General features: G+C 51.4%; 13 protein-coding genes. 4 read left to right on the top strand and 9 right to left on the bottom strand.

Annotated elements, in window-relative coordinates:
* Nucleotides 1-110: 110 nt before the first annotated feature.
* The 3 genes from rpmE to prmC all read left to right on the top strand — a co-directional run bounded on the left by rpmE (nt 111) and on the right by prmC (nt 2,353).
* On the top strand, nt 111-410 hold the full coding sequence (gene rpmE, locus WD467_00985; GenBank protein MEX2452475.1) for a 50S ribosomal protein L31: 300 nt from the start codon (nt 111-113) through the stop codon (nt 408-410).
* 93 nt (nt 411-503) lie between these two features.
* Nucleotides 504-1,559 (top strand): peptide chain release factor 1, encoded by a 1,056-nt coding sequence (gene prfA / locus WD467_00990; GenBank protein ID MEX2452476.1) that lies wholly within the window; start codon nt 504-506, stop codon nt 1,557-1,559.
* Entirely contained in the window at nt 1,556-2,353 is a 798-nt protein-coding gene (gene prmC, locus WD467_00995; GenBank protein MEX2452477.1) for a peptide chain release factor N(5)-glutamine methyltransferase, read from the top strand. Before prfA ends, prmC begins: the two co-directional genes overlap by 4 nt.
* Here the strand turns inward: prmC and WD467_01000 are convergent.
* The 3 genes from WD467_01000 to WD467_01010 are packed head-to-tail and all read right to left on the bottom strand — an operon-like array spanning nt 2,343 to nt 5,695.
* Entirely contained in the window at nt 2,343-3,467 is a 1,125-nt protein-coding gene (locus tag WD467_01000; protein ID MEX2452478.1) for a trypsin-like peptidase domain-containing protein, read from the bottom strand. The two genes, prmC and WD467_01000, sit on opposite strands and share 11 nt — an antisense overlap.
* Nucleotides 3,468-3,477: 10 nt before the next feature.
* On the bottom strand, nt 3,478-4,245 hold the full coding sequence (locus WD467_01005) for a hypothetical protein (protein ID MEX2452479.1): 768 nt from the start codon (nt 4,243-4,245) through the stop codon (nt 3,478-3,480).
* Nucleotides 4,226-5,695, bottom strand: coding sequence for an LCP family protein (locus WD467_01010; protein ID MEX2452480.1), 1,470 nt, complete (start codon nt 5,693-5,695; stop codon nt 4,226-4,228). Before WD467_01010 ends, WD467_01005 begins: the two co-directional genes overlap by 20 nt.
* Nucleotides 5,696-5,771: 76 nt before the next feature.
* Here WD467_01010 and lepB point away from each other — a divergent pair, with 76 nt between their 5' ends.
* Nucleotides 5,772-6,353, top strand: a complete 582-nt coding sequence (lepB, locus tag WD467_01015; protein ID MEX2452481.1) for a signal peptidase I — start codon at nt 5,772-5,774, stop codon at nt 6,351-6,353.
* 1 nt (nt 6,354) lies between these two features.
* On the opposite strand, the gene WD467_01020 is transcribed toward lepB, so the two are convergent.
* The 6 genes from WD467_01020 to WD467_01045 form a co-directional block, all read right to left on the bottom strand.
* The gene (locus WD467_01020; protein ID MEX2452482.1) at nt 6,355-7,200 is read right to left on the bottom strand and encodes a ParB/RepB/Spo0J family partition protein; all 846 of its coding nucleotides are present in this window, start codon (nt 7,198-7,200) and stop codon (nt 6,355-6,357) included.
* Complete coding sequence (locus tag WD467_01025) at nt 7,197-8,003, bottom strand: AAA family ATPase (protein MEX2452483.1); 807 nt, start codon at nt 8,001-8,003, stop codon at nt 7,197-7,199. Before WD467_01025 ends, WD467_01020 begins: the two co-directional genes overlap by 4 nt.
* Nucleotides 8,004-8,147: 144 nt before the next feature.
* Nucleotides 8,148-8,453: a 50S ribosomal protein L21 gene (rplU, locus tag WD467_01030; protein MEX2452484.1), complete on the bottom strand. Its 306-nt coding sequence runs from the start codon at nt 8,451-8,453 to the stop codon at nt 8,148-8,150.
* A 130-nt stretch (nt 8,454-8,583) separates the two neighbouring features.
* Nucleotides 8,584-9,678, bottom strand: a complete 1,095-nt coding sequence (gene rodA / locus WD467_01035) for a rod shape-determining protein RodA (protein MEX2452485.1) — start codon at nt 9,676-9,678, stop codon at nt 8,584-8,586.
* A gap of 79 nt (nt 9,679-9,757) precedes the next feature.
* Nucleotides 9,758-12,652: an isoleucine--tRNA ligase gene (gene ileS, locus WD467_01040; protein MEX2452486.1), complete on the bottom strand. Its 2,895-nt coding sequence runs from the start codon at nt 12,650-12,652 to the stop codon at nt 9,758-9,760.
* Nucleotides 12,653-12,967: 315 nt separating this feature from the next.
* Complete coding sequence (locus tag WD467_01045) at nt 12,968-13,231, bottom strand: hypothetical protein (protein MEX2452487.1); 264 nt, start codon at nt 13,229-13,231, stop codon at nt 12,968-12,970.
* Nucleotides 13,232-13,425: the final 194 nt, after the last annotated feature.

Consider the following 13,425-nt stretch of genomic DNA (forward strand, 5'->3'; position numbering starts at 1 on the left):
TATTTTTCTATTTAAGCATAAACGCTACTTCTTGTCAATATGGGCTATCCCCGGTTTCTCACCCTTACTCCTTGACCGAAGCACTGGTGATGACTATAATAGTCGTTTGTATGAAGCAAGATATTCACCCCGACTACACTAAAGCGATCGTTACCTGTAACGGTTGTAAAACCAGTTTTGAGACACGAGCGACCGTGGATAAGATCGACGTCGAAATCTGCTCTGCCTGCCATCCGTTCTACACCGGTAAGCAAAAGCTGGTCGACGTAGCTGGTCGTGTCGATCGTTTCCGGGCTCGCCAGGCCGCCGCTAGCGGTAAAAGCGCACCGAAAACAAAGCCCGTTGATGCTAAGGCTAAAGTGGCCACCAAGAATAAAAAGAGTCTGTCCGATCTTAAAGCCGACCAGTAAAGACTCCACTTTAAGATAATGAAGCCGCTAAATTTGCGGCTTCATTCATATCCTACATCCTCTACTTAATATCTAATACTCTATACTATGACCATGGAACATAAACGCACCCAACTCCAAACCGAATACGAAGCACTGAGCGCTCGCCTGCAAGAGCCGCAGATATTTGCCACTCCGGAAGGTAGTCAAGTAGCTAAGCGCCACGCCGAGCTGGAAAATATATTAACTCTCTTCAAGCAAACCGAAGATCTCCGAATTGAGATTAAGGCTACCCGTAAACTCGCCGAAGGTGACGACCCAGAGATGGCGGCTCTAGCCGCCCCGGAATTAGAGCAGCTAGAACAACAGCTAATAGGTATCGAGGAAGAGCTAGAAACAGCTTTAATCCCGCGTGATCCGCAAGATGCCAAGGCGGCAGTAATCGAAATTCGAGCTGGTGCTGGAGGCGATGAGGCCTCTCTCTTTGCCGGTGAACTCTACCGCATGTACACCCGCTACTGTGAAATACAAAACTGGCAGATAGAACTCATTAGTGAGAGTCCGTCTGATGTCGGGGGCTTTAAAGAGATCAGCTTTGCCGTCAACCAGCCAGGGGCTTACGGACTGCTTAAGTTCGAGTCCGGTGTCCACCGGGTACAACGCGTACCAGCTACAGAGTCCAGCGGCCGAATTCACACCTCAACCGCTTCGGTGGCCGTCCTGCCCGAGGCCGAAGAACACGATATCGAACTTAAAGAATCCGATCTCCGTATCGACGTCTTTCGTTCCAGTGGTCCGGGCGGACAATCAGTTAACACTACCGATTCCGCCATTCGTATCACCCACCTACCTACCGGAACCGTTGTCACCTGTCAGGACGAGAAAAGCCAGCACAAGAACCGCGAGAAGGCGATGAGCGTCCTGCGCTCTCGCCTGCTAGCGGCCAAAATCGAGGAAGAGGAGCGCGCGCGCTCGAGTGAACGTAAGGACAAAATCGGCTCTGGTGACCGCTCGGAAAAGATTCGCACCTATAATTTTCCTCAGGACCGACTTACTGATCACCGCATCAACCTGACCTTACACGGTCTACCTCAGATCATGGAAGGAGCGATCGATGATATTATCACCACCCTCCGACAGGCCGATCTCGAGCTTAAAAAACGACGATGACCATCCAGCAGGCCATCACGGCTGCGACGACTAAATTAGAGGTTACCTCCACCTCACCCCGACTCGATGCGCTCGTCCTGCTAGCTCACCAACTCGACCTCGATACGAGTGAGTTACTGCGTGAGGTAGGACAGGAACTAAGCCCAGCCGATAGCCAAGCTTACGAGCAACTACTCAAGCAGCGGATGAATCACGTACCGGTCGCCTACCTGCGCGGATTTACGGAGTTCTATGGTCATAACTTTAAGGTTAGCCCCGATGTACTAATCCCCCGGCCGGAGACAGAGCAATTGGTGTCCTACGCCATCCAACTAACACCACCTCAGGCACAACTGGTCGATATCGGCACCGGTAGCGGCAATTTAGCTATTAGCGTCAAACTAGCCCGGCCTGATCTCACCGTTTACGCTAGCGATACCTCTACCGCTGCCTTAGCAATCACGCGACAAAATGCAGACGCACTTGGGGTTGAGATCGAGCTGGGTGAAGGTGACCTGCTAGAGCCCTGGCCCGAAGAATTCGCTGTAATCTGCGCAAACCTACCCTACGTACCCCAAAAACACCCCTGTTCACCTGCTACTCGGTACGAGCCGCAGTCGGCTCTCTTTGCCGGGACTGACGGTCTAGACCTCTACCGACGGCTGCTGCCACAGGCGACCGCTAAACTAGATCCGGCCGGCCTACTCATCTTAGAGGCACTACCCCAGCAGCATAAGGCCCTAAATAGGCTGGCAACTAACTACCGCCTACAGTTAGAAGCTAGCATCGACTTCTGCCTAGTCTTTAAAAACTAGCCGGTATCTCAGCCAACTTTACCGCAACCTCGATCTGCTGCTGCTTGCGAAATACATTTAACTCTAGCTCATCCCCAGCTTGGAAACGGCTCATATGTACCGCTAGGGGCCGAGCGTAGTCTACCGGTGCACCATTCACGGCAACGATGATATCACCTGCCCTTAGTCCCGCGGTAGCGGCCGGACTGTCTGGTAGTACCGCATTCTGATCCGTAGCTGCCGTAATATAGGCGCCTTCATCTATATCTAACCCCTCAGCTGCCGCTATCTGTCGATTCAAAGTTACATAACGAATACCTAAGTAAGGCTTTACTAATCGCCCCTGGGTCATAATACTCTCGATCCCGGCTTTTACCTGATTGATTGGGATGGCAAAACCGATATTCTCCGCCCCACCGGCCACTGCCGTGTTAACTCCGATAACTTGGCCCTCGATATTTACTAACGGGCCTCCGGAGTTACCGGGATTGATAGCAGCGTCAGTCTGCAGTAAGCCGTGTAGCTGCTCCGTGTCTAGGCTACCGTTGCCAGTGTTAGCCGTAATCGGCCGACCGATAGCGGAGATAATACCCGAAGTGACACTGTTACTAAACCGACCCAAGACATTCCCGATAGCGATTACCCGCTGACCCACCACTACCTGGTCGGAATCGCCCAGTTCGGCTGGAGTCAACTCCGACTCAGTCGCGAGCTTTAAATACGCTATGTCATTTAACGGATCTCGAGCCACTACGGCGACATCATCATACAGGCTGCCATCGGCCAAAGTAACGCTGATGTCACTGTCTTCCGGTACGACGTGCCGATTAGTCAGGATTAACCCGTCAGCTGAAATGATAATCCCCGTGCCAGCACCAGACCGTCCCTCAAATTCACGTCCGAAAATATCGGTTTGGGGGGCGCCTTCGGCAGTAATGCTGACGACGCTGGGCTCCAACTGGTTAGCCACATCGATGATAACTGAGCTTTCCTGCAGTACAACCTCGCGGTTCATCGCATTCCCAAACAACATCCTATCCAGCACTCCTATGCCTAAGAAACCGCCGATAATACCGCCCAAGAAAGCGAGAGTAGCTACAGCAAATAATACCCAACCGATCGAACGTACTTTCACCGCTATCCTCCTATAGTTGCGCTACCCACTCGCTACCTACCACTAAACTGATGATGACTAAACCCATTAAACCGAGATAGCCATAGAGCCGTTTCTTGCGTAAACGCTTCTGTCTATGGTCATAGTATATGTTACCAAACGCATAACCGAGAGCAACTACTACCAGAGACGCTTGCGGGATAAAAATTCGTCCGTCGAAAAATGGATAAAGTACCAGCCACTGAGCAAAGATCCAGACCAGCTGGGCCACGATCAGCGCCCAAACGAATGATATCAAGGTGACCGCACTATCATCACTACCGACTAGAAAGTGGTAAGCACTCACTAGTCCGACTCCCCAGCCCAGTAACATCATCACCGCTATGCCGAGAGCGCCTTTATACAAAAACACCGTACCTATCCCTAAGGCTAGGGCAAATAGTGATTGTGTACCACGGCCAGTGTAGCCTTCTAACGGCTTAATCAACAGTTGCCAGAGCAGATAAACCGCTACTAAGGCCCACTGGACAACAGAATCGGTGGCATAAGCCACCAGTAGCGCTAGGAAACTCCACAACACCACGATATCGACCGCGTTATCCCAAAGGTTATGCAGCCACAACCGTGGACCGCCGAGCACCACCTGCCATTTACTGATTACGGCCAATACCACAGCAAACAGTAGTAGCTCGGACCTGATTAGAAATAGTATCGCTACCGCCAGACCGATACTAACCACTATACGGAGCAGTTGACGCTGAGAACGACTGACTTTGAGCTTATTCAGCAGCGGGATCATAGTCACCCCCGATTACCACCTCGATATCGAAATCACTTTTAGCGCTGGGCGCCTGTCGTCGCTGAGCTGTTACACCAAACCGCTGCTCCAGATAACGCAAGGTGTAGGGTGTCTGGCCGGTATAGTCGAAAATAACCGTTTGAGTGTAGTTCTGCTCCGACGCATTATCGATATTATCCACCTGATAGCCGAAGCTCCTCAGGAACGCACCGGTATCGGTAGCTAACCCAGCCTGTTCGGTGCCGTTGAGAATACTAACGCGCGCCGATTCATCCTTGATGTAACTATCCACTAAGAGGCCGCGAACATACTCCTGAATCTGACTAAAGTCACCGGCCGTCGGCACTAAAACCGATTGGCCGTAAACGTTGCTGAAAGAAAGGAAGTTATCGGCAGAAGCATCTAGTTGAGCTCGCACGATATCATCCGACTCTATATCTTCGGTCAGTTCGATAACTCGCATCATCTCACTCAAGCTCATGTTTGTCTGGGCGTTACTACTGAGCGAGCTTAACAAGCTAGCTACTTTCGTGGGATTGGACAATGTGCCTAAAGATAAGGTGCGCTGTTTTAACGCGAGTAGTATCTGCTGCTGGCGCCGACTGCGGTCGAAATCGCTGGTACTGTAACGAGAACGAGCATACTTTAAGGCGCGTTCACCATCTAATGTATGAGTTCCGGCCAAGATAGTGAACGGATCAAATCCATCGTTTCCGTCGGGATAGGAGGGATCGACTAAATCTTCTTCCACTTCTATCGTCACTCCATCTACGATATCTATTGCTTGAGCAAAGCCCTCAAAGTTAACCCGACCGTAATAGTGAATCGGAACGGCCAGCACATCCTCTAGGGTATCTATCAACAACTGTGGTCCACCACCTTCATATTCATACTGTTCACCGTACGCATGCGCGGCATTGATCTTAGCCGATCCGAAGTCTGGACCCATATTAACGTAGAGATCCCGCGGAATACTGAGCATGGCCACATCTTTGGCTATCGGATCTAAACTAACCAGCATAATAGTATCACTTAAGCTGGCAGCTTCGTCGACGCCGATTAAGAGAACGTTGACTCGACCGTCACCCTCGCCCCGCAGTTGAGCCGGGTCGACCTGTTCCTGTAGTGCAACAGCGCCACTGCTGGTGTTAGCCACTATGATACTGTTATGCACCATCCAAGTGACGACGGCGCCCGCCACTACTATCAGAGCGGCCAATCCGCTAATTCCGATGGTTAATCGACGCCGGCTAAACCACTGACGACGGGTTCGTTTAGGTCGTGGTGGTGGGCTGGATAATGAGGGTACGGAGCTGTTTTCTATCCCGGCCGGCCGAGCACTGGGATCTAGCGGGGGTCGCGGAGCAGGTCGTTGCACCGGAGCCGGTCGATTAACCGGCCGCCGCGGACCCATCCCATCGAGACTGTAACGTTTAGGTGACTTATCCATACAATGCTATGTAGTATACCGCCTGGCCACTTTCCGGTAAAGCTTAGAACGCCTGCGTCGTGCTATACTTATCTGCATGGAATACAGTAGTTCTACCCCACATAAAAACCGTGTGGACAGCACCTTCATCAAGCTGGCCGTCTCCTGGGTGATAGCCATTCTCATCGCCCTCGGGATACAGCATTTCGCCTTCCAACCATACCGAGTATTTGGGGCCAGTATGGAGCCGACTCTGCATCCGGGAGATTACCTGATCATCTCGAAGCTAAGTACTTCATGGTCAAATCTACGCTCGGATAACTACGTTCCCGACCGGGGTGACATAGTCGTCTTTCAGGCTAACGGCGTCCGACTAATTAAACGAGTTATCGGTCTACCCGGAGAGACTATCACCATAGCAAATGGCCAGGTCACCGTCAGTAACACCGAACATCCGACTGGTTTCGACCCTTACACTCAACTTGGGATTTCGCCCGTTCAGACTTCTGGTGAATTAAGTGTTCAAGTACCAGACAATGAAGTGTTTGTCATCGGCGACAACCGAACCGGTCGTAACTCCGGTGATTCGCGTAATCAGCTCGGTACCGTCTCAACCGATGACATCATCGGTTCACTCGTACTCCGTCTCTGGCCGGCCGATACCGCCAAAGCCTTCTAAACTACTTAAGTTGTTTGACGATCCGCTCTAGATCATCGTCATCCTTATAATGAATTAGTAGTCGTCCACCGTTAGCCCGTCGCTGCAGCTGGACCGTAGTGGTCAGTCGCTTAGCTAAAGCTTTAGTCAAGGGACTTTCTGTCGTAACTTGCGTCGGAGCGGCGCGGCTCTGCTTAGCATCACGGGCAAACTCCTCGGCCCGTCGTACGGTCCAGCCCTGTTCTATAATCGAATCTAGCAAAGCCGCCTGCTGGGCTAGTGGAGCACTTAAGATAGCGCGGGCGTGGCCCTCACTAATCTTGCCCTCGACTAAGGCTCGCTTGGCCTCAAGGGGTAGCTTCAGTAAGCGCAGGGTATTTTTAATCGTGCTTGGATCACGCCCGACCCGCTTAGCTACCTCGACAGCAGATAGATTAAACTGGTCCATTAACTTCTGATAGGCAGCTCCAGTTTCAATCGGATTTAACTGTTCCCGCTGAATATTTTCGATCAACGCCAACTCTAACGACTGTTGCTCACTAAAGCTCCGGACAATAGCTGGCAGTTCGTCCAGTCCAAGCTGTTTAGCAGCGCGCAAACGTCGCTCACCAGCTATCAATTGGTAGCGTTCTCCAGCCGGCTGAACCACTAAGGGCTGCAGGATACCATGCTCGGAAATCGAAGCGGCTAGAGCATCTAGCTCGGAAGCTTTAAAAGTAGTCCGCGGTTGATGCGGATTAGGATCAACAAGGGCCGGATTCAGCTGTCTAAGGGCACCACTATCGGTAGGACTCGGGTCAAATTCGGGCTCGATCCGGGCCGGAATCAATGAATCGAATCCTCGTCCTAAACCTCGATTTGCCGTCATAATTGTGCCTCCTTATCGATGCGATGCATCAGCTCTTTACTGAACTGTTTATAGGCTTTAGCCCCTTTACTACGCTTATCATACACATGTATCGGCTGACCGAAACTAGGAGCTTCAGCCAAGCGAACGTTGCGCGGAATGATGCCATCAAATACCTTGCCCGGGAAATGTTTAGCTACCTCTTCTTGTACCTGCCGGGACAGCGTCGTGCGGCCAGCATGCATCGTCAGTAAAACACCGAGTAGGGATAAGTTAGGGTTCAGGCCCTGCCGTACTAACTCTACCGTCTGTAGTAACTGGCCTAGACCCTCCAAGGCATAATACTCAGCCTGGACCGGAATCACTACGTGATCGGCCGCCGTCAGACCGTTGACCGTCAACAGTCCAAGACTGGGGGGGCAGTCAATTAAGACATAATCGAAATCGAGTCCGGCCAAAACCTGACGCAGACGGAATTCACGTGCCTCCACCCCCACCAGCTCGACCTCCGCGGCCGCTAAGACTGGTGAAGATGGCAGGATGGCGACCTTATGCGGGGTCGCCCGTAAGACTTTACTCACGAGGCTGACATCGTGCAGCGCATGATAGAGGTCCTGCTCCAGGTTGTGTTTATCCAAGCCTAGGCCGCTAGTAGCATTACCTTGTGGATCGAGGTCGACCACCAGCACGGACTTGCCGGCCCGCAAGAGATAATGAGCGGTGTTAATAGTGGTCGTCGTCTTACCAACTCCACCCTTCTGATTAGCAATAGCGATTATCTGCCGGGCCACTACAGTCTCCTCAGGAGAAGATGGGCTTGGCATAGCTCGCTGGGAAATTTTCTCATGTTTGTTATGACACCTGTTGCTCTTTAGTTCTTCCCTCACATTTTAACATAAGCTATGTGAAGGAGGTATTAGCTGCAACTGAGCCCCCGCTCCCGCGAAATATTTAGCCTGCGCGGCTAGCTATTTAATGGCGGTGATTTTAATACGGGTATAGCGTTGACGGTGACCGGTTTTCTTACTAACTCGTTTCTTAGCCTTAAACTTAAAAACGGTGATTTTCTTGCCCTTAACCTCAGGGTCCAGCACCTCGGCCGTAACCTTACTACCACTCACGACCGGTGTCCCGACCTGAACGTCACTCTCATCAAATATCAGTAGCGGCTCAAAACTAAGCTTCTTATTATCGCCCACTAGCTCGATCTCGAGCTCCTGGTCCTTAGCCACGATATACTGTTTGCCACCGGCAGCAATGACTGCTTGCTTCATGAAATTCTCCCTGAGAGTTGTAGATATGTGTTATTAATTCAAAGTTGAATTATAGAGACTACCACTGCTAGATGCAAGTGCCGCAGCAAGAGGGCTGAGTTCATCAAGTCCTAGCCGGTTTAAGTTGACACTACTGCTTAAACTGTAGTGTCTGGTTGTGGGTCACTATGCTTTGTAAGATGCCGATGGCAAATAAGCTGATCACTAGATTCGTACCACCATAAGCGATAAACGGCAGTGGCAGGCCTGTGACTGGAGCGATGCCGAGGTTCATACCGACCGTAATAACTACCTGGACTAGCAGCATAGCTACGATCCCGGTAGAGAGCTGCGCACCGAACCGATCCTGAGCCTGCCAGGCAATGCGTACTCCCCGCCAGATCACCACCCCGAAGAGAACTAGCACTAATCCAGCTCCGAGCAGACCGAGTTTCTCCGCTACCACGGCAAAGATAAAGTCGGTATGCTGGGAGGGCAGAAAGTTTAACGTACTCTGTGTCCCCCCACCTAAACCCCGACCAAACAGTTGGCCACTACCGACGGCTATAATAGCCTGATTAACATTGTAGCCCTGGCCTTGAGGGTCGGCCGCCGGGTTAAAGAACGTCTCCAGCCGAGCCTGCTGATAGGGCTCCAGTAGCTGAGTCGCGAGTGGCAGCACAGCTAGAGCAACGCCGACAAATAGAACTAAGAAGAGCCGCCGGGTACCACTCATCATCGCCATCAAGAACCAGATAGCCGCCATTACCATCACCGAACCGAGATCGGGCTGCAGCATGATCAGTGCCGCCACCGCTCCTAAGATTAACAGCGAGCCGACGAAATAACGGATCTTTATGAGATCACGTCGGTTATAGGCAAAATAGCGGGCCAGCATAACTATCAAGCCGAGTTTAGCAATCTCGGTCGGCTGGAACTCAAAAAACCCGACCTCGATCGAGCGAATCGAGCCTGACACCGTCTCCCCGATAAGCAGAACGATAGCGAGTAGGGCCAGTCCGACCCCGTACCAAGCTGGAGCAATCCGCATTAATAAGCGGTAATCGATCCGAGCAGCTACCACAAGACCGATTAAGCCAATCATAGCCGCTACCAACTGTACGGTCGGATTAAAGCCCTGTAGTAAGCTCGGATCACGCACGTTAATGGCATGTAAAACTACGAGACCGATTACAGTTAAGAGCAGCACACTGGCTAGTAAGATGAGGTCGAATTTCTTCAGCATAGCTTAAGTATAAAGGTCTTAACTGAAAGTTGTTAGGTTAAATCTGGCTAATTTAACCTAACCAGTCGAACCCACCACTCTACCTCTGCTCGAGCCGTACTTCTAACTCCCTATCCTCAACCTTAACCAGGGTGATATCGCCGCTAATATCGGCTGTCACTAACTCCTCAGCTAAAGTTTCGGCCTTTATCGTAGCGGTGTGCTCTTCGATGGCTCGGGCAAGTTCTGTATCGGCACTAACCAGCCAAAGTTTAATCCGATCATCTACATTAAACCCGGAAGTTTTACGCAGTTGCTGCACGTGGCGCACCACCTCCCGCATCATTCCTTCCCGTCTTAGCTCCGGTGTAAGCTTAGTATCTATTCGCACTACTAACTGCTCACCACCGGTAGTCAAGGTGTGGGCTTTAACGTTCAGCTCATCGTAGAGAATCGCCAAATAGTCGCTCACATCTTCATTTTGGGTCAGCCCCACCGGAGCCCCACTTATCTCCACCCTCGCCAACGGCTGCCGCACTTTAAGCCCAGCATTAGCCCGTTGGGCCAGTCCCTCCTTTACTACCTCGCGCAGTAGATTCATTCGCTCTAGAGTCGACTCATCTACCTTACCGACCACTGGCCAGTCCAGCAGGTGCACGCTCTCTCCTCCAGTCAACTTACGGTATAGTTCTTCGGCTAGAAACGGCGTAAAGGGGGCCATTATCAGACTTAGCTGAGTTAAGCTGTAGTGCAGGGTCCGATAGGCCGCCGCCTTATCCCCGTCATCTTCACTCTTCCAAAAGCGCTTGCGAGAACGACGTACATACCAGTTACTCATATCCTCAATTAGTTCCAACAGCGGCTTCACCGCATTCGGCAGATCATACTCGTCCATTCGGGCGTCTACCGTCTGTATGGTGGCGTGAACCCGACTTAATATCCAGCCATCTAACGGATGAGCTACTGCGGCCGATGGATCGTCTAAGCTGCCATCCCACTCCCAGCCATCGACTTCAGCATACATCGTGAAGAAGTCATACATATTCCAGATCATATTCAACTTACGCTGTACATCGCCCACATCTTTCTCGATCAGGGCAAAGTCCTCCCCTGCTAGAACTGGAGATGAGAGCAGTAGGAGACGCAAAGCATCGGCACTAAACTGGTCCATCAAATCGTTGGGGTCGGTAAAGTTGTTAAAACTTTTACTCATCTTACGTCCATCGTTACCAGCCAAGGTACCGGTCACGATGACGTTACTGAAGGCTTTTTCATCAAATAGACCAACCGAAACGGCATGCAGATAGTAGAACCAGGCCCGAACTTGGCCGACATACTCGGCGATGAAATCGCCCGGGAAACTGTCCTCAAACTTCTGCTTGTTCTCAAACGGATAGTGAAACTGCGCAAACGGCATCGAGCCGGATTCAAACCAGCAGTCGAGCACCTTATCGATCCGCTTATACTCTACGCCGTCTAGCTCAAACGTCACTGCATCGACCCAAGGCCGGTGATAATCCTCCAACTCTACTCCGCTCAGCTCCTTTAACTCCGCATAGCTACCGACCACCTTAACCTGTTCTTGACCATCAGCGTTAATACCTTTCCAGACCGGCATTGCCGTTGCCCAGAAGCGATCACGGGAAATGTTCCAGTCCGGTGCGCTCTCTACGGTCTTAGTGAAACGACCGTGTTTGATATGAGCGGGAAACCAGTTGATGTCCTCGTTCTGCTCCAGCATCCGCTGGCGCTGACCATCGATATCAATGAACCAGCTAGGATGAGCTCGATACATTAGCTTAGTACCACAGCGATGACAGTGGGGGTAGGAGTGACGGATATAATCTATCTTCCATACTATACCGCGCTCATGAAGTTCACGAGCGATCGACTTATTGGCCTCCCAGACCTGCTGACCCTCCCATTCACCATTCATATAGAAACCGTTCTCATCGATGTTTGAGACCAGCGGGAAACCTTCCGTTTGGGCTAATTCAAAGTCTTCTTCACCGTAGGCGGGCGCTAAATGCACGATACCCGTACCGTCTTCGGTACCGACATAATCGGCGTGCCAAATTTGCTGGGCTCGCTCCCCTCTATCCTCAAACAGCGGCTCGTAGTGACTACCCACCAACTCGCTACCCTTAAAGGTAGCGACTTTCTGATACGCTAACGTCTCGTGTTTTTCATTTGTCAGCACCTTATCCACTAAATCGCTCGCCAGTATCAAATGCTGGCCATCGACCTCAACTTCCGTGTACTCGACGTCCCGGTGCACAGCTACGGCCGTGTTAGCCGGCAGTGTCCAAGGAGTGGTAGTCCAGGCCAGTAAATAAGCCTCCCGATCGGTTAGCTTAAATTTAACGTATACACTGGGATCGGTTACCTCTTGATAGGAGTTATCCATTGCGACTTCGGCTTTAGATATCGGTGTCGCGTCCCGCGTACAGTAGAGCAGCACCCGTTCACCCTCATAGATCTTGCCTTTATCGTGCAGGGTCTTAAAGGCCCACCAGACCGACTCCATATAGTCTCGATCCATCGTCTTGTACGCGCCACGGAAGTCGACCCAACGACCGATCCGCTCAATCGTCGACTCCCACAAGTCTCCGGTCGCTACCATATTATCCCTACAGGTCACGATATACTCTTCTAAAGATATCTTGGTCCCGATATCCCGCTTATCGACAATGCCCAGTTTTTGCTCGGTAAAGACTTCCGCCGGTAAACCGTGACAGTCCCAGCCCCATTTACGCTCTACCCGCCGGCCTTTCATCGTCTGATAGCGTGGCACGGCGTCTTTAACGATCGAGCTCAGTAGAGTCCCGTGGTGTGGCACGCCGGTAATAAACGGCGGTCCGTCATAGAAAACATAGGCATCTTCCTTTGGTCGTTGAGCGACAGACTTCGCAAATATATTAGCCTCCCGCCAGTAGGCGACAAGGTCACGTTCGTACTCGACTGCTGGACGTCGGCTGCCCGATTGAAACTGCATTAACATCTCCTTTATAAAATAAGAAAGCCCACAACAAATATGGTTGCAGGACCCCCCGCCATTGGCGGAGGAGGTACCATCCTTGCTGAGGACTTAATTTAGGTGCGGTCTCACGGGCCACGCCGTCGAGGTCTACTCGCCCCGCACCTGAAGCTTGTAACACGGCTTCAGGTGCGGGGCTTTCTGCTCGCTCCCTTCCCCCGCCCGGGCGGTAGGACACGCGGTTGATAGCCGCTTGATAGGGATTTACTCATGTAAACGTTCACTCTCTATTGTAGGTAAGACTCGCCCCTAATGCAACGGATTTGCCCTGCGCTAAACACTACTCCAGGCGTAGTACTCTACCTCCGAAACGGTCGGTAAGGTCGCCGACCAAGTCTGCAGCGCTTGACCATCACTGGTTTTAACCGCTAGGACGGCCGGATAAGCGGTGATGCCATAACTCTGCACCTTAGCCGCTCCATCCCGGCTATCAACGTCAACTAGGTCGTGCTCGATACGCCGTTTCTCCAGCTCGCGAGTAAACTCCTCAACCGCCCGGCTATGCTCAGAACTGGGTCGGTACAGAATATAAATCATACCCATATCTTATTACCTTAAGCACAAACCGTAAAGCTTCCCCACCTAAACTACCTTAAAATTTGTAGCAAATTTTTTAACGATCGCAAACAAATTTATTACAAAAATTAGTCCATTAGTTGTAACTTCCGTCGTTGTTAACTCCGTATCTGCTACCGATAAATCGGTCTAAGATCTCATTAAAATAAAACCAG

It is taken from the genome of Candidatus Saccharimonadales bacterium (assembly GCA_040903985.1).
GTDB lineage: Bacteria > Patescibacteriota > Saccharimonadia > QS-5-54-17 > QS-5-54-17 > JBBDUI01.

Bases quoted from the DNA above. Each gene is read 5' to 3' on its own strand.
- rpmE (MEX2452475.1), top strand. From the start codon at position 111: ATGAAGCAAGATATTCACCCCGACTACACTAAAGCGATCGTTACCTGT.
- prfA (MEX2452476.1), top strand. From the start codon at position 504: ATGGAACATAAACGCACCCAACTCCAAACCGAATACGAAGCACTGAGC.
- prmC (MEX2452477.1), top strand. From the start codon at position 1,556: ATGACCATCCAGCAGGCCATCACGGCTGCGACGACTAAATTAGAGGTT.
- WD467_01005 (MEX2452479.1), bottom strand. From the start codon at position 4,245: ATGATCCCGCTGCTGAATAAGCTCAAAGTCAGTCGTTCTCAGCGTCAA.
- WD467_01010 (MEX2452480.1), bottom strand. From the start codon at position 5,695: ATGGATAAGTCACCTAAACGTTACAGTCTCGATGGGATGGGTCCGCGG.
- lepB (MEX2452481.1), top strand. From the start codon at position 5,772: ATGGAATACAGTAGTTCTACCCCACATAAAAACCGTGTGGACAGCACC.
- WD467_01020 (MEX2452482.1), bottom strand. From the start codon at position 7,200: ATGACGGCAAATCGAGGTTTAGGACGAGGATTCGATTCATTGATTCCG.
- WD467_01025 (MEX2452483.1), bottom strand. From the start codon at position 8,003: ATGCCAAGCCCATCTTCTCCTGAGGAGACTGTAGTGGCCCGGCAGATA.
- rplU (MEX2452484.1), bottom strand. From the start codon at position 8,453: ATGAAGCAAGCAGTCATTGCTGCCGGTGGCAAACAGTATATCGTGGCT.
- rodA (MEX2452485.1), bottom strand. From the start codon at position 9,678: ATGCTGAAGAAATTCGACCTCATCTTACTAGCCAGTGTGCTGCTCTTA.
- ileS (MEX2452486.1), bottom strand. From the start codon at position 12,652: ATGCAGTTTCAATCGGGCAGCCGACGTCCAGCAGTCGAGTACGAACGT.
- WD467_01045 (MEX2452487.1), bottom strand. From the start codon at position 13,231: ATGATTTATATTCTGTACCGACCCAGTTCTGAGCATAGCCGGGCGGTT.